The organism is Leucobacter triazinivorans, from assembly GCF_004208635.1.
In the GTDB taxonomy this organism is placed as follows: domain Bacteria; phylum Actinomycetota; class Actinomycetes; order Actinomycetales; family Microbacteriaceae; genus Leucobacter; species Leucobacter triazinivorans.
In genome coordinates, this window is the sequence record NZ_CP035806.1 from 664,826 (window position 1) to 679,099 (window position 14,274).

Genomic DNA, 14,274 nt, shown 5'->3' on the forward strand with positions numbered 1-14,274 from the left:
TGCGCTTTTCGTGCCCGTTCGCGCTATAGACGCCGAGAACCGAAGCAGCACGGCCCGTCACCCGCGCACAGGCGCATCGACGGGGAAGGCGTGCACGCGCAGATCGCCGACAGACGGACTCGACGCGCGCGAGCGCGCGTGCGCGAGCGACGACACCACGCGGGATGAAGTGGAGATTGGCAGGATTCCAACCCGATATCTTCGGATTCCTTTGCATTTTCGACGTTTCACTGCAAGAATCAGTGGCGTGAGCAGCAAACGTACAACGCCAGCGCTCGACGCCACGTCGAAAGCGATCATCGAGCAACTCCAGCGCGATGGCCGCCGTTCGTACGCGGAGATCGGGAAGGCGGTGGGCCTCAGCGAGGCCGCCGTGCGCCAGCGGGTGCAGAAGCTCACGGATGCCGGGGTCATGCAGATCGTTGCCGTGACCGACCCCATGCGACTCGGCTTCAGCCGACAAGCGATGCTCGGCATCCGCGTTTCCGGCGACACCAGGGTCGTCGCCGACCACCTCGCAGAAATGCCGGAGATCAGCTACGTCGTGCTCAGCGCGGGCTCCTTCGACATCCTGGTGGAGGTCGTCTGCGAGGACAACGACGGGCTCATCGAACTGCTGAACGAAAAGATCCGCGGAATCGACGGTGTCGCCTCGACCGAGACCTTCGTCTACCTCCAACTCACCAAACAGAAATACGACTGGGGAACACGATAACCATGTCTTTTGATCCCACTGCCGCGGTTGACACCGCCGCGCTCCAGGCTTCGGCCCAGCGTCACATGTGGCCGCACTTCACCAACCGCAAGGTGCTCGACGACGGCATCCCCGTCATCACCCGCGCCGAGGGCCACCACATCTACGACGCGAGCGGCAAGGCGTACATCGACGGCCTCGCCGGCCTGTTCGTCGTGAACGCGGGCCACGGTCGCGACCGCATCGTGGAGGCCGCCGCCAAGCAGATGAAGCAGCTCGACTTCATGCCGCTGTGGTCGTACGGCCACCCGGCTGCGATCGAGCTCTCCGAGCGCCTCTCCTCGTACGCGCCCGGCCAGATGAACAAGGTGTTCTTCACCACCGGTGGCGGCGAGGCCGTCGAGTCCGCGTTCAAGCTGGCGAAGCACTTCTGGAAGATCCAGGGCAAGCCGATGAAGCACAAGGTCATCTCGCGCTCGGTCGCTTATCACGGCACCCCGCAGGGCGCGCTGGCCATCACGGGCATCCCGGACATGAAGAAGTTCTACGAGCCGCTGACCCCGGGCGGGCACCGAGTGCCCAACACGAACTTCTACCGCGCCGAGGAGATGGGCGCCCCGAGCGACGACCTCGAGGCCTTCGGCCAGTGGGCGGCCAACCGCATCGAAGAGGCCATCCTGTTCGAGGGCCCCGACACCGTCGCGGCCGTCTTCCTCGAGCCGGTGCAGAACTCGGGCGGCTGCTTCCCGCCGCCCCCCGGCTACTTCAAGCGCGTGCGCGAGATCTGCGACCAGTACGACGTGCTGCTCGTCTCGGACGAGGTCATCTGCGCCTACGGCCGCGTCGGCGACTTCTTCGCCTCGAAGGCGCTCGGCTACGAGCCCGACATCATCACGTCGGCCAAGGGCATCACCTCGGGCTACGTGCCCCTCGGGGCGATGATCGTCTCGGACAAGGTGTCGGAGCCCTTCAACTCGGTCGAGAACACCTTCTACCACGGCTTCACCTTCGCCGGTCACCCCGCGGCGGCGGCCGCGGCGCTCGCCAACTTCGACATCTTCGAGGAGGAGGACCTCAACGGTCGCGTGCGCGAGAACAGCCCGCTGTTCCGCGCCGAGCTCGAGAAGCTGCTCGACATCGACATCGTCGGCGACGTGCGCGGTGAGGGCTACTTCTTCGGCATCGAGCTGGTCAAGGACAAGGCGACCAAGGAGACCTTCAACGAGGAGGAGTCCGATCGGCTCCTGCGCGACTACCTCTCCCCCGCACTGTGGGAGGCCGGCCTCTACTGCCGCGCCGACGACCGTGGAGACCCCGTCATCCAGCTCGCGCCCCCGCTGACCATCGGTCCGGCGGAGTTCGCGGAGATCGGCGGCATCCTCCGCAGCGTGCTCAAGGACGCATCCTCCAAGATCTGAGCGCACCGACTCCCGCGGCAGCGCGGAACGGCCCCGCACACCTCGGTGTGCGGGGCCGTTCCGCGCTCCGGCGCACCGCTATATCCTGAACCCGTGCCTGCTTCCCGCCGATCCCGCCACACCCGCCACTCCCGCCTGCGCCGCATCGTCGCCTGGACCGCCGCGTCGATCGGCGCGATCCTCATCCTCGCGATCGGCGCGTTCCTCGTCTGGGCCGGCATCGGCAGGATGGACGCGGATCCGGCGGCGGTCGCCGCGCTCGACGCCGATCCAGCGATCAGCGTGGTCCACGAGGACGGCGCCTGGGTCATGGCCCCGGCCGAGGGCGCCGACGGCACCGGCCTCGTCTTCTTGCCGGGAGCGAAGGTCGACGCGATCGCCTACGCCCCCACCTTCCGGGATCTCGCGGCCGCGGGCACGACCGTGGTGATCCCGGATCTCCCCCTGCGCTTCGCAATCCTCGAGACGCGCGACCTGGACGACTTCGCGGCCTACGCGCCAGAGGTCGACCGCTGGGCGATCGGCGGGCACTCGCTCGGAGGCGTGCGGGCGTGCCAGGAGGTCTCGCGGATCCCCGATGCGGCACTGATCCTGCTCGCGAGCTACTGCGCGGCCGACCTCAGCGACGGCGGCGCCGAGGTCCTCAGCATCTCCGGCACGAACGACGGACTGTCCACCCCGGCCGACATCGACGCGGCCTCGAACCTGCTGCCCCCGACCGCCGAGATGGTCGTGATCGACGGGGCCAACCACGCCGCCTTCGGATGGTACGGAGTGCAGCCGGGCGATGGCGAGGCGACGGTCTCCCGGGAGCAGGTCGCGCGCGAGGTGAGCGCGCGCTCGCGGGAGCTCATCGCGGGAGCGTGACGACCGCGATCCACTGCGCGCGCCGGCGACGCAGAAGCGCCCCGCCTCCACGTGGGAGACGGGGCGCTTCGCAGCGGCTATCCGGCGATCACCGGACCCGACGTCGTTAGCGACGCAGACCGAGACGCTCGATGAGCGAACGGTAGCGGGTGATGTCGACGTCCTGGAGGTAGCCCAGGAGACGGCGACGCTGGCCGACGAGCAGCAGCAGACCACGGCGCGAGTGATGATCGTGCTTGTGGGTCTTGAGGTGCTCGGTCAGATCCTTGATCCGCTGGGAGAGCATGGCAACCTGCACCTCGGGGGAACCGGTGTCGCCGGGCTTGGTCGCGTACTCTTCGATGATCGCCTTCTTGACCTCTGCATCCAGTGCCATAGGGATCCCCTCTCTCTTGCTGCGCGGCGCCGTCAGCGGGATGCTGGGGCTCTCTTTATCCGCGGCCGTTCGAACGGCAACCTGTACAGCTTAGCACCTCGCGCACGTTCCCGCCCCTGCCTGACCCCCGCTGCCCCGAAACAGGACCGTGACACACATGTGACGCCGGAGAAACCCTGACGAGACGGCGGCGAAACAGCCCCGGCGCACACTGGTCACACGACAGCGATCCCGGCTGGCCCGAGAGAAAGGCAGCAACATGGAAGAAATGACTGCACCGGAGGTGTGGACGCTCGCGAGCAGCGCGCTCGTCCTCATCATGACCCCGGGCCTGGCCCTCTTCTACGGTGGACTCGTCCGCGTGCGGTCCGTGGTGAACATGATGCTCTTCAGCGTCAGCGCCATGGGCGTCGTCGGCGTGCTCTGGATCCTCTTCGGGTACAGCATGAACTACTTCGCCGAGGGCGAGAGCGGGTTCGCGGGAAGCCCGTTCAAGGACTTCGGGCTGATGAACACGCCGCCGGCCGACTTCATCGGGGTCGGCTTCGGCGCCGTCTTCGCCATGATCACCACCGCGCTCATCTCGGGCGCGATCGCCGACCGCGTCGGCCTCGGCTCGTGGGTGCTCTTCTCGGGGGTCTGGGCGACCCTCGTCTACTTCCCGGTGGCGGCGTGGGTCTGGGGCGGCGGTTGGATCATGAACCTCGGCGCCACGCTCGGCACGCCCGACGTCATCGACCTCGCGGGCGGCACGGTGATCCACATCAACGCGGGCGCTGCCGCCCTCGCCCTCGCCATCGTCGCCGGCAAGCGACTGGGATTCGCTCCTGGCTCGCACAAGCCGCACAGCGTGCCGCTCGTGACCATCGGCGCCGCCCTGCTGTGGTTCGGCTGGATCGGCTTCAACTCCGGCCTCGCGGCGACTCCGGCGGACGCCGGCCTCATCCTGGTGAACACACTGGGCGCCCCCGCAGCCGGCATCGTCGGGTGGATCCTCGTCGACGTGCTGCGCGGCAAGAAGCCCGGCGTCATCGGCGCGGCCTCGGGTGCGGTCGCCGGGCTCGTCGCGATCACCCCGTCGGCGCTCAACCTCTCGCCGCTGTGGGCGCTGCTGCTCGGCCTCATCGCCGGCATCGCCTGCGCCTTCGCCATCGACTGGAAGTACCGTCTGGGCTACGACGATTCGCTCGACGTCGTGGGGCTGCACCTGGTCGCGGGCGTGATCGGATCGCTCTACCTCGGCTTCTTCGCCTTCGACGACGGCCTGTTCACGGGCGGCGACGCCGGGCTGCTGCTGGTGCAGGCGATCTCGGTGCTGGCCGTGGCGGTCTACTCCTTCGTGGTCTCGCTCGTCATCGCGATCGGTGTCAAGGCGGTCACGGGGCTGCGGGTGCCCCAGACCGTCGAGGAGGGAGGCATCGACGCGGCGGCCCACGGCGAGGAGGCCTACGCCATCGATCCCACGACGGAGCCGGTGCCGATGCGCTGACCCGGACGACCCGTCTCCGGGGCGGGGGCTCGCACGCGCGGGCCCCCGCCCCGTCGTGCCGTTAGGCTCGGATCATGACCGCTTCGCCCCCCGCCTCCTCCGCATCCTCGTCCGCCGCATCGGCCCCCGACTCCTCTCCGGCCGCCCTCGCGCGGATCGCGGCCCGCGTCGCCGTGGAAACCGGGGCGCTGATCGCGGAACTGCGGGGTCGCGGGGTGGCGATCGCCGCGAGCAAGTCCAGCTCGGTCGACATCGTCACCGAGGCGGATCGTGCGGCGGAGCGCCTCATCGTGTCGGAGCTGCGCGCTGCCAGACCCGAGGACGGCGTGCTCGGCGAGGAGGGCACGGGAATCGACGGCCGGAGCCCGGTGACGTGGGTGGTCGACCCGATCGACGGCACGGTGAACTACCTCTACGGCATCCCGGCCTACGCCGTCAGCATCGCCGCCACCGTGCGCGACGAGACCGCGTACGCGGACGGACGGCGCCCCATCGCGGGTGCGGTGTACAACCCCTGCACGGGCGAACTGTTCGACGCCTGGGCGGGCGGCGGTGCGCGCCTGAACGGCGACCCCATCGCGGTGACGGGCCTGTCCGACCTGAGCTCGGCCCTGGTCGGCACCGGATTCGGATATACCGCCGAGCGACGCGCCGAGCAGGCGCAGATGGTCTCGCGACTGCTGCCGCTCGCCAGGGACATCCGGCGCATGGGCTCGGCCGCGCTCGACCTGTGCAGCCTCGCTGCCGGCCGCCTCGACGCCTACTACGAGCTCGGGCTGCAGCCGTGGGACTATGCGGCCGGAGTCCTCATCGCGGAGGAGGCCGGCGCCGCGATCATCGGACGCGATGACGCGACCCGCCCGGGAACCCCGTTCCTCTTCGCCGGCGCGCCCACCCTCGTGGAGCAGCTGCGCACCGTGGTGCTGGGCGCCTGACGAGCGCCCCGGCGCGCAATCGTGTCAATAACATTGACACTCGCGTTTACAGGAGGGGTCGAGTGTGTGAGGATGGATCCAGACTCACGCCGCGGAGCGGCACCGTTTCCAAAGGAGGAGACATGCACCGTCACCCGACCGACCCCGTCGTCCAGGAGCTCATCCGCCGGGCCCGGTCCGCGCAGCTCGACCGTCGCCAGTTGCTGCGCGGCGCCTCCCTCGGCGCGGCGCTGCTCGGCGCCGGCTCGCTCGCGGCCTGCGCCGGCCCCAGCGGGCCGGGCGACGGCTCGGGCGGCACGCTGCGCTGGGCGAACTGGACGTACTACCTCGACTACGACGAGGATGCCGGGGACTGGCCCTCGCTCAATCAGTTCATGGAGCAGTCGGACATCCGCGTCGAGTACTTCGAGGACATCGACGACAACAAGACCTTCGTCGCCAAGATCAAGGATCAGCTGAAGCTCGAGCAGGACACGGGCTACGACGTCTTCGTCCCCTCGGACACCACGATCGTGCGGCTGCTCGAGCAGAATCAGCTCATGGAGTTCGAGCGCAGCCGGATGCCCAACGTCGACGCCCAGATGATCGACATGGTGCAGAACGCCTCCTTCGATCCCGACCGCACCTGGACGATCCCCTACCAGGCCGGCATGACGGGCCTCGTCTACAACACGCAGCGCTATCCGAAGGGCGTGCGCGAGGTCTCCGACCTGTGGGCCCCGGAACTCGCGGGCAAGGTCAATCTGCTGACCGAGCAGGACGACACCCTGGCCCTCATCATGCTCGAGCAGGGCGTCGACATCGAGGGCGACTGGGGCGACGACGAGTTCGAGGCGGCGCTCGACGTCGTGCGGCAGCAGATCGGCAGCGGCCAGGTCGCGACGGTCAAGGGCAACTCGTACACCCAGGATCTGCAGCAGGAGACCGTCTGGGCGGGCATGGCGTGGTCGGGCGACATCGCGATCCTCAACGAGGAGGCCGGCGAGGAGATCTGGCGCTTCGTCGTGCCCGACTCGGGCGCGTCCGTCTTCGTCGACTCCTTCGCGATGCCGCTCGCCACGCAGGCCTTCGATCAGGTGCACGAGCTCATCGACTACTACTACGAGCCCGAGGTGGCCGCGCAGGTCGCGGCCTACGTGCAGTACGTGACGCCGGTCGCCGGGGCGCGCGAGGCGATGGCGGCGAGCGATACTCCCGAGCTGGCGGAGAATCCCCTCATCTTCCCGGACGAGGAGATGTCGCAGCGCATCTTCGACATGCGGGCGCTCTCGGCGCAGGAGGACAACCGCTACTCGCAGGCCTACCAGAAGGTGCTCGGCAACTAGACGCCGCCGTCCGTGGTCGTTCCGCGCTTTCGCCGTCATCCTGCGCGGAGGGAGCGCAGCGAGTGCAGTCGCAGGATCCACACGGCCGCATCGCAGGGCCCACCGGTGGATTCTGCGACTCGCTCCGCTCGCGCAGAATGACCGGACCCGCGCGGCCCGCGGTAGACCCGCTCAGCCCGCGGGGTCCGCGTCGCCCGCGGCGGCCTTCCACTCGGCGGCGCGGGCGGTCAATCGGGCGGCGAGTGCTCGCAGCGCATCCGGGTCGTCGGATCGCGCGACGGCCAGGCCGAGCAGAAAGGTGGACAGGGGGGCCGCGGGCCGCGCGACGTCGTGCGCCACGTCCCGGGCCACGTCGAGCACGGTGCCGATCGACACCGATCCCGGTTCGAGCCCCAGCTCGGCGGCGGCGGCGATCAGCCACTCGTCGAGCGCCTGCGGGGGAAGGTGCTTCGGGTCGCTCATGTCGGTCTCCTTCGTTCGGGGTCTGCGGGACGGGTCGGGTTCTGCGGCGGATCGGGCTCCGACCGTTCGTTGCCGCCGCCATCGCCGGTCGAGCGAGCGGAGCGAGTCGACACCCCATCGCCGCCCTCGACCGCCCGCTCGAGGTCCGCGGGCTCGTCGATGTCGGCGGTCGTATCCCCCGTCGCGGCGACGCTGCGCAGACGCAGGCCGTCGAGGAGCCTTCGCAGCGGCGCGTGCGCGAGCTGCCCGTCGAGCGAGTCGACGCGCTCGCGCAGCACCGCGCTGCGGTAGACCCCCGCCAACCACTGGTCCCGACCGGCGTCGTCCCGCAGCACGATTCCGCCCTCATCGCGCGCGTCGGCCAGCTGGGCGCGCAGCAACGCGCACACCGCATCCGGGCGCACGAGGTCGCAGGAGAGCAGCAGCATCCACTCGGCGCGCACGTGCGGCAGCGCGGCGGCGAGCGCGGCGAGCGGTCCGGTGAAGGGTGGATCCTCGCGCACGATCACCACCCCGCCCGTGCCCGCGTGCGCGGGACCGACCACGACGATGCGTCGCGCTCCCGCCCCGCGAGCCGCCGCCACCGCGCGGTCCACCAGCCGCTCGCCGCCGAGCCGCAGCACCGCCTTGTCGCGTCCTCCCATGCGCCGCCCGCGGCCGCCCGCGAGCACCACGGCGTCGATATCCGGCCCCGTCACGGCGCCACCAGGATCACGGGCACCGTATCCCCCGGCGCGACGTCGCCCCGGTCCGCCCCGACGAGCGCGTACCCGTTCGCAGCGCCGTGCCCGCCGACGGCGTGCGAGACGCCGCTCGGGTCGACCGCTGGAACGCAGCTCGGCCCGTCCGGTCCGTCGGCCACGACGACGGGCAGCACCTGCAGGCGTCCCGCGGCTCCGCGCCACCCCGCCGCGGCTCGGGCCGGCACACGGATCCGCTGCACATCGTCGCGACCCTGCAGCGCCAGGAGGGCAGGGCGCACGAAGAGCTCGAAGCTGACCGCCGCGCTCACGGGGTTGCCCGGCAAGGCGAAGACGAGCGCGCCGCTCGAGAGCCGGCCCGCGCACTGCGGCTGACCGGGTCGCACCGCGACCCGCACCGCCCGCACCCGCTCTTCGCGCTCGAGCGCGATCCGGACGACATCGTGCCGCCCCGGCCCCACCCCGCCGGTCGTCACGACGACATCGCTCTCGGCCCCGAGCTCGCGCAGCTGCCGGGAGATGCCGGGCGCGTCGTCCGCGCTGCGGCGCACCGCCACGGGCTCGATGCCGAGTTCACGCAGCAGTCCGGCGATGAGCAGCGAGTTCGATTCGGGGATCCGGCCGCGTTCGAGAGATTCCCCGGGACCGCGCAGTTCCGAGCCCGTCGCGATCACCGCGACCCGGGGCCGTCGCCGCACGCGCACCTGCTGCGCACCGGCGGCGGCGAGCGCGGCGAGCCTCGCGGCACCGAGCGGCTGCCCCGCGTGCGCGATCGCGCTCCCCGCCGCGACGTCTTCGCCGCGGCGGCGAATGTTCGTGCCGACTCGAGCGGGAGCCTGCACCCGCACCGCGCGATGCGCCCAGACGTCATCGCTGCGGTCGCTCAGGGTGCTCTCGACCGGCACCACGGCGTCGGCCGTGCTGGGGACGGGCGCGCCGGTCATGATCCGCACCGCGGTCCCGGGCGCGATCGTCGGATCGGCGTCGCTGCCGGCAGCGACCTCGCCGACGATGCGCAGTTCGACGGGATCGCGCTCGCTCGCGGTCGCGAGATCGGCGGCCCTGAGCGCATATCCGTCCATCGCCGAGTTGTCCCAGAGCGGCAGGGGGTGCCGCGACCGCACGGTTTCCGAGAGGATCATGCCGTGCGCCTCGTGCACCGCGACGACCCGCTCGGGAAGCGGGGTCGAGGCCTCGAGGATCCACGACAGGTGCTCCTCCACAGAGATCCGCATGCCGGCAGCCCCCTTCTTCGCGTCTGCAGCCGCGGACCCGGCCGATGCCGGCCTTGCCCCGACCGTCATTCAATGCTATCCAAGGAGTGTGTCCCGAATCGCTGCTCGTCGCCGAGTGACCCGCCTCTCAGTAGGCGGATCGAGGATGGAACGAGCGGATTTCCTGGCGGTAGAAGAGCCCCTGGAGATCCGGGTCTCCGGTCGCTCCCTCGCCGTGACGATGCGCACCCCCGGCAATGACATCGATCTCGCGGCGGGTTTCCTGGTCTCGGAGGGCGTGATCCACCGCTCCGGCGACCTCATGGCGGCCATCCATTGCGCGAGCGACGGCGAGCCCAACACCTACAATGTGCTCGACGTGGCCCTGGGCCCAGGCGTCCCGCCGCCCGATCCGAGTCTGCAGCGCAACTTCACCACGACGAGCGCCTGCGGGCTCTGCGGAAAGGCCAGTATCGAGGCCGTGCACACAGCCGCGCGCTACACCGTCGATACGGATCCCCTGACCATCGACGCGGCACGGCTCATCGGTTTTCCCGACGCGCTGCGCGCCGGGCAGGCGGTCTTCGAGCGCACCGGGGGGCTGCACGCGGCGGCGCTGTTCGACGGGCGCAGCGGTGACCTGCTCGTGCTGCGCGAGGACGTGGGTCGTCACAACGCCGTCGACAAGGTGGTCGGCTGGGCCTTGCGGAACGACCGGCTCCCCGCGCGGGGGTGCGTGCTCATGGTCTCCGGGCGCGCGAGCTTCGAGTTGACGCAGAAGGCGCTGATGGCCGGCATCCCCATGCTCGCAGCAGTCTCGGCCCCCTCCTCCCTCGCCGTCGAACTCGCGGCCGACGCAGGTCTCACCCTCGCCGGATTCGTCCGCGGCCCCTCGATGGTGCTCTACAGCCGACCCGATCGTGTCACGGACGATGTTGCCGCACCGCCCCCGGACCGTACCGACCCGCGCGCGGAGCACCGCGCGCGCCACCTTCAGGAAGCAGACCAGTCATGACTCCCCACGCCCCGGAAGAGGATTTCTCAGACGCCGATATCGAGGTGTCCGAGCCGAAGACCTACGCGGCCGGGCTCGGCGGAGTGTTCCACTCGATGGAGCCGGCGCTCACGCAGATGGGCCTCGCCCGCACGGTGAAGCTCATGACGAAGATCAACCACAAGGACGGCTTCGACTGCATGAGCTGCGCGTGGCCGGATCCCGACCATCGCAAGATCGCCGAGTTCTGCGAGAACGGCGGCAAGGCGGTGACCTGGGAGGCGACCCCGCTGAAGGTGGAACGGTCGTTCTGGCGGGAGCACTCGATCAGCTCGCTCGAGGACAAGACCGAGTACTGGCTCGGCATGCAGGGCCGGCTGATCGAACCCGTGTACAAGGCGAAGGGCTCGGATCACTACGAGCCGATCGGCTGGGACGCCGCGTACGCGCTCATCGCCGATCACCTGCACGCGCTCGACACCCCGGACGAGGCCGCCTTCTACACGAGCGGCCGGGCGTCGAACGAGGCCGCCTTCATCTACCAGCTCTTCGCGCGGGTGCTCGGCACGAACAACCTCCCCGACTGCTCGAACATGTGCCACGAGTCCACCGGCACCGCCATGACTCACACCGTCGGCATCGGCAAGTCCACGGTCGCCTACAAAGACTTCGAGGAATCCGATCTGATCATCATCATGGGTCAGAACCCCGGCACCAACCACCCCCGCATGCTCACCGCACTGCAGGAGGCGAAGGAGCGGGGCGCGCGCATCGTCGCGGTCAACCCGCTGCCCGAGGCCGGCCTGATCGGGTACAAGGATCCTCAGCGGGTGCGGGGCTACGTCGGCAAGCCCACTCAGATCGCCGACCAGTTCATCAAGATCCGCTCGGGCGGGGACATGGCGCTGCTCCAGGCCGTCTCCAAGCGCGTGCTCGACGCCGAGCGGGCCGATCCGGGCAAGGTGCTCGACCACGACTTCCTCGAGCGGCACTGCGACGGCTTCGAGGCCTTCGCCGCGCACATCGACGGGGTCGATGAGCGCGAGGTGGCCCGTGCCACGGGCATCCCGGTCTCGGAGATCGACGAGCTCGCGGAGCGCTATCTCAACGCCGACCGCGTCATCATCTGCTGGGCGATGGGCATTACCCAGCACCGCAAGGGCGTCGACACGATCCGCGAGATCATCAACCTGCTGCTGCTGCGCGGCAACATCGGCAAACCCGGTGCCGGCGCCTCGCCGATCCGCGGTCACAGCAATGTACAGGGGGATCGCACCATGGGCGTCTGGGAGCAGATGCCCGACTCGTTCCTCGATGCGCTGGGCGCTGAGTTCGGCTTCGAGCCTCCTCGCGCGCACGGCGTCGACGCCGTGCATGGGATCCGCGCCCTCGATCAGGGGAAGATCAAGGTGTGGATGGGCCTCGGCGGCAATCTGCTCGGCGCGATCTCGGACACGAATCTCGCGGAATCGGCGATGCGCAAGACGCGGCTCAGCGTGCAGCTCTCGACGAAGCTCAACCGATCCCACGTCGTCACCGGAGAGGAGGCGCTGATCCTCCCGGTGCTCGGCCGCACCGAGATCGACATGCAGGTATCCGGCCCGCAGTACGTCACGGTCGAGGACTCCGTGTGCGCCGTGCACGCCTCGCACGGCCAGATCGCGCCGATCTCGGATCAGGTGCGCTCGGAGACCGCGATCGTCGCCGGCCTCGGGCACGCGACCTTCGGGGATCGCCACGGCATCGACTGGCGCGCCATGATGCGCGACTACGATGTGATCCGCGATCACATCTCGCGCGTGGTACCGGGCTGCGAGAGCTACAACGAGAAGACCCGCACCCGGGACGGCTTCGTGCTGCCGAACGGTCCGCGCGACGAGCGCCGCTTCGACACCGACACCGGGAAGGCGCACCTCACGGTCAACGAGCTCGAGCACGTCGAGTGCCCGCCCGGGCGCCTGCTGCTGCAGACGGTGCGGTCGCACGACCAGTTCAACACCACCATCTACAGCCTGAACGATCGCTATCGCGGCATCAAGAAGGGCCGCTACGTGATCTTCGTGCACCCCGACGACCTCGCGGAGCTCGGCATCGAGGACGGCCAGAGCGTCGACATCTTCAGCGAGTGGCGCGACGAGCCCGACCGGGTGTTGCGCGGCTTCCGCGCTGTGGCCTTCCCGACGGCGCGCGGCTGCGCCGCTGCATACTTCCCCGAGGCCAACGTGCTGGTGCCGCTCGACAGCACCGCTCTCGAGAGCAACACTCCGGTGTCGAAAGCAGTCGTGATCCGACTCGAGCCGTCGCGGTCCCCGGCCGGCGTCGGCCGCCCCGCCGTGGTGTGAGCGAGCGCGGCACCGCCGGTTGAGCGAGCGCGGCACCGCCGATTGAGCAAGCGCGGCGAGTCGAAACCGCGGATACGTGCACCCGGGCTTCGACTCGCCTCCTCCTCACTCAATCGGCGGTGCGCTCAGCACAGTCCTACTTGTTCGCCGCGGTGGGTGCTCCGATCCCCGGATCGATCTGGACCGGCCCCGCCGCCGACGGCCGCGGATCGAAGTCGAAGATCTCCACCGGGAGGTAGACGGTCGAACACGAGTTGGGAATGTCGACCACGCCCGAGAGCCGGCCCTCGATCGGGGCGGCGCCGAGCAGCAGGTACGCCTGCTCGGGGCTGTACCCGAACTTCGTCAGGTAGTCGATCGCGTGCAGACATGCGCGCTGGTACGACAGGTGCGAGTCCAGGTACTTCTGCTCGCCGTCCAGGGTCACCGAGGTGCCCGAGAAGGCCAGCCAGTGGCTGTACTGCGGATCGACGTTGCCGGGCACGAAGATCGCGTTCTCGCTCACTCCGTAGGTCTCCATCCCGCCCTTGATGATGTCGACGCGCAGGTCGATGAACCCGCCCATCTCGATCGCTCCGCAGAAGGTGATCTCCCCGTCGCCCTGCGAGAAGTGCAGGTCGCCCATCGATAGGTTGGCCCCGTCGACGAACACCGGGTAGAACACCCGCGTTCCCTTCGTGAAGTTCTTGATGTCCTGGTTGCCGCCGTTCTCGCGCGGAGGCGCGGTGCGCGCGGCCTCGGAGCCCACACGCCCCCACTCATCCCTGGGGACGCCGCCGAGGATCGCGTGCTCGGCCTCGGGCGGCAGCGCGAGCGGCGGCACACGATCCGGATCCGTCGCGATCAACGCACCCTCGCGCGCGTTCCACTTCGCGAGCAGCTCGGCCGACGGCGCTGTGCCCATGAGGCCGGGATGGATGATCCCGGTGAACGAGACGCCCGGCACGTGCCGGGAAGTGGCGGTCTGCCCCGAGAAATCCCAGATCGCCTTGTAGGCGTCGGGGAACTGCTCCGTGAGGAAGCCGCCACCGTTGTTCCGTGAGAAGATGCCCGTGTATCCCCAGCCCTGTCCCGCGAGGGGACCGGAATCTTCCTGCGGGATCGGACCGACGTCGAGGATGTCGACGATCAGCAGGTCGCCCGGCTTCGCACCCTCCACGCGGAACGGACCGCTGAGCGTGTGCACGGTCAGCAGCGGCGCATCGAGGATGTCTTGAGCCGAGTCGTCGTTGCGGATCGCACCGTCGAACCACTCACGGCAGTCGACCCGGAAACTGTCTCCCGGTTTGACGGTCGCGACGGGCGGGATCTCGGGGTGCCAGCGATTGTGCCCCAGCTTCTCCTGCTCGGTGAACTTCTTCGACGAGTCGAGCTTGAATACGTGTTCCGGCATGGTTACCTCTCCTTGCTTCCTCGGGATCGGCTCCGTCGCCGATCCGTGTTCGTTGGGCTTCGGG

General features: G+C 69.5%; 13 protein-coding genes. 8 read left to right on the forward strand and 5 right to left on the reverse strand.

Annotated elements, in window-relative coordinates:
* Window positions 1–247: 247 nt before the first annotated feature.
* The 3 genes from EVS81_RS03030 to EVS81_RS03040 all read left to right on the forward strand — a co-directional run bounded on the left by EVS81_RS03030 (window position 248) and on the right by EVS81_RS03040 (window position 2,979).
* Window positions 248–715, forward strand: a complete 468-nt coding sequence (locus tag EVS81_RS03030; protein WP_130109075.1) for an Lrp/AsnC family transcriptional regulator — start codon at window positions 248–250, stop codon at window positions 713–715.
* Window positions 716–717: 2 nt separating this feature from the next.
* Window positions 718–2,112: an aspartate aminotransferase family protein gene (locus tag EVS81_RS03035; RefSeq protein ID WP_130109076.1), complete on the forward strand. Its 1,395-nt coding sequence runs from the start codon at window positions 718–720 to the stop codon at window positions 2,110–2,112.
* Window positions 2,113–2,205: 93 nt separating this feature from the next.
* Window positions 2,206–2,979 (forward strand): alpha/beta hydrolase, encoded by a 774-nt coding sequence (locus EVS81_RS03040; protein ID WP_240739939.1) that lies wholly within the window; start codon window positions 2,206–2,208, stop codon window positions 2,977–2,979.
* A 106-nt stretch (window positions 2,980–3,085) separates the two neighbouring features.
* On the opposite strand, the gene rpsO is transcribed toward EVS81_RS03040, so the two are convergent.
* Complete coding sequence (gene rpsO / locus EVS81_RS03045; RefSeq protein ID WP_130109077.1) at window positions 3,086–3,355, reverse strand: 30S ribosomal protein S15; 270 nt, start codon at window positions 3,353–3,355, stop codon at window positions 3,086–3,088.
* A 268-nt stretch (window positions 3,356–3,623) separates the two neighbouring features.
* On the opposite strand from rpsO, the gene EVS81_RS03050 reads away from it, so the two are divergent.
* The 3 genes from EVS81_RS03050 (at window position 3,624) to EVS81_RS03060 (ending at window position 7,104) form a co-directional block, all read left to right on the forward strand.
* The gene (locus EVS81_RS03050; protein WP_130109078.1) at window positions 3,624–4,844 is read left to right on the forward strand and encodes an ammonium transporter; all 1,221 of its coding nucleotides are present in this window, start codon (window positions 3,624–3,626) and stop codon (window positions 4,842–4,844) included.
* Window positions 4,845–4,918: 74 nt separating this feature from the next.
* A complete protein-coding gene (locus EVS81_RS03055) occupies window positions 4,919–5,779 on the forward strand; it encodes an inositol monophosphatase family protein (RefSeq protein ID WP_130109079.1) in 861 nt (286 codons plus the stop codon).
* A gap of 122 nt (window positions 5,780–5,901) precedes the next feature.
* Window positions 5,902–7,104: an ABC transporter substrate-binding protein gene (locus EVS81_RS03060; protein ID WP_130109080.1), complete on the forward strand. Its 1,203-nt coding sequence runs from the start codon at window positions 5,902–5,904 to the stop codon at window positions 7,102–7,104.
* Window positions 7,105–7,275: 171 nt separating this feature from the next.
* On the opposite strand, the gene EVS81_RS03065 is transcribed toward EVS81_RS03060, so the two are convergent.
* From EVS81_RS03065 to EVS81_RS03075, 3 genes are read right to left on the reverse strand one after another with little or no spacing between them, the layout of a single operon-like run.
* Window positions 7,276–7,566, reverse strand: coding sequence for a DUF6457 domain-containing protein (locus tag EVS81_RS03065; protein ID WP_130109081.1), 291 nt, complete (start codon window positions 7,564–7,566; stop codon window positions 7,276–7,278).
* Window positions 7,563–8,264, reverse strand: coding sequence for a molybdenum cofactor guanylyltransferase (gene mobA / locus EVS81_RS03070; RefSeq protein WP_130109082.1), 702 nt, complete (start codon window positions 8,262–8,264; stop codon window positions 7,563–7,565). Before mobA ends, EVS81_RS03065 begins: the two co-directional genes overlap by 4 nt.
* Window positions 8,261–9,502 (reverse strand): molybdopterin molybdotransferase MoeA, encoded by a 1,242-nt coding sequence (locus tag EVS81_RS03075; RefSeq protein WP_130109083.1) that lies wholly within the window; start codon window positions 9,500–9,502, stop codon window positions 8,261–8,263. Before EVS81_RS03075 ends, mobA begins: the two co-directional genes overlap by 4 nt.
* Window positions 9,503–9,590: 88 nt before the next feature.
* Here EVS81_RS03075 and fdhD point away from each other — a divergent pair, with 88 nt between their 5' ends.
* Complete coding sequence (gene fdhD, locus EVS81_RS03080) at window positions 9,591–10,496, forward strand: formate dehydrogenase accessory sulfurtransferase FdhD (RefSeq protein WP_130109084.1); 906 nt, start codon at window positions 9,591–9,593, stop codon at window positions 10,494–10,496.
* Window positions 10,493–12,817 carry an FdhF/YdeP family oxidoreductase gene (locus tag EVS81_RS03085; protein WP_130109085.1) on the forward strand — a complete coding sequence of 775 codons (2,325 nt, stop codon included), beginning with the start codon at window positions 10,493–10,495 and terminating at the stop codon, window positions 12,815–12,817. Before fdhD ends, EVS81_RS03085 begins: the two co-directional genes overlap by 4 nt.
* A 136-nt stretch (window positions 12,818–12,953) precedes the next feature.
* Here EVS81_RS03085 and fmdA read toward each other — a convergent pair whose 3' ends face one another.
* Complete coding sequence (fmdA, locus tag EVS81_RS03090) at window positions 12,954–14,210, reverse strand: formamidase (RefSeq protein WP_130109086.1); 1,257 nt, start codon at window positions 14,208–14,210, stop codon at window positions 12,954–12,956.
* Window positions 14,211–14,274 lie beyond the last annotated feature (64 nt).

What these genes read in the sequence shown, in the direction of transcription:
- rpsO (WP_130109077.1), bottom strand. Translation starts at nt 3,355, where the DNA reads ATGGCACTGGATGCAGAGGTCAAGAAGGCGATCATCGAAGAGTACGCG.
- fmdA (WP_130109086.1), bottom strand. Translation starts at nt 14,210, where the DNA reads ATGCCGGAACACGTATTCAAGCTCGACTCGTCGAAGAAGTTCACCGAG.
- EVS81_RS03055 (WP_130109079.1), top strand. Translation starts at nt 4,919, where the DNA reads ATGACCGCTTCGCCCCCCGCCTCCTCCGCATCCTCGTCCGCCGCATCG.
- EVS81_RS03075 (WP_130109083.1), bottom strand. Translation starts at nt 9,502, where the DNA reads ATGCGGATCTCTGTGGAGGAGCACCTGTCGTGGATCCTCGAGGCCTCG.
- EVS81_RS03060 (WP_130109080.1), top strand. Translation starts at nt 5,902, where the DNA reads ATGCACCGTCACCCGACCGACCCCGTCGTCCAGGAGCTCATCCGCCGG.
- EVS81_RS03065 (WP_130109081.1), bottom strand. Translation starts at nt 7,566, where the DNA reads ATGAGCGACCCGAAGCACCTTCCCCCGCAGGCGCTCGACGAGTGGCTG.
- EVS81_RS03085 (WP_130109085.1), top strand. Translation starts at nt 10,493, where the DNA reads ATGACTCCCCACGCCCCGGAAGAGGATTTCTCAGACGCCGATATCGAG.
- EVS81_RS03035 (WP_130109076.1), top strand. Translation starts at nt 718, where the DNA reads ATGTCTTTTGATCCCACTGCCGCGGTTGACACCGCCGCGCTCCAGGCT.
- EVS81_RS03050 (WP_130109078.1), top strand. Translation starts at nt 3,624, where the DNA reads ATGACTGCACCGGAGGTGTGGACGCTCGCGAGCAGCGCGCTCGTCCTC.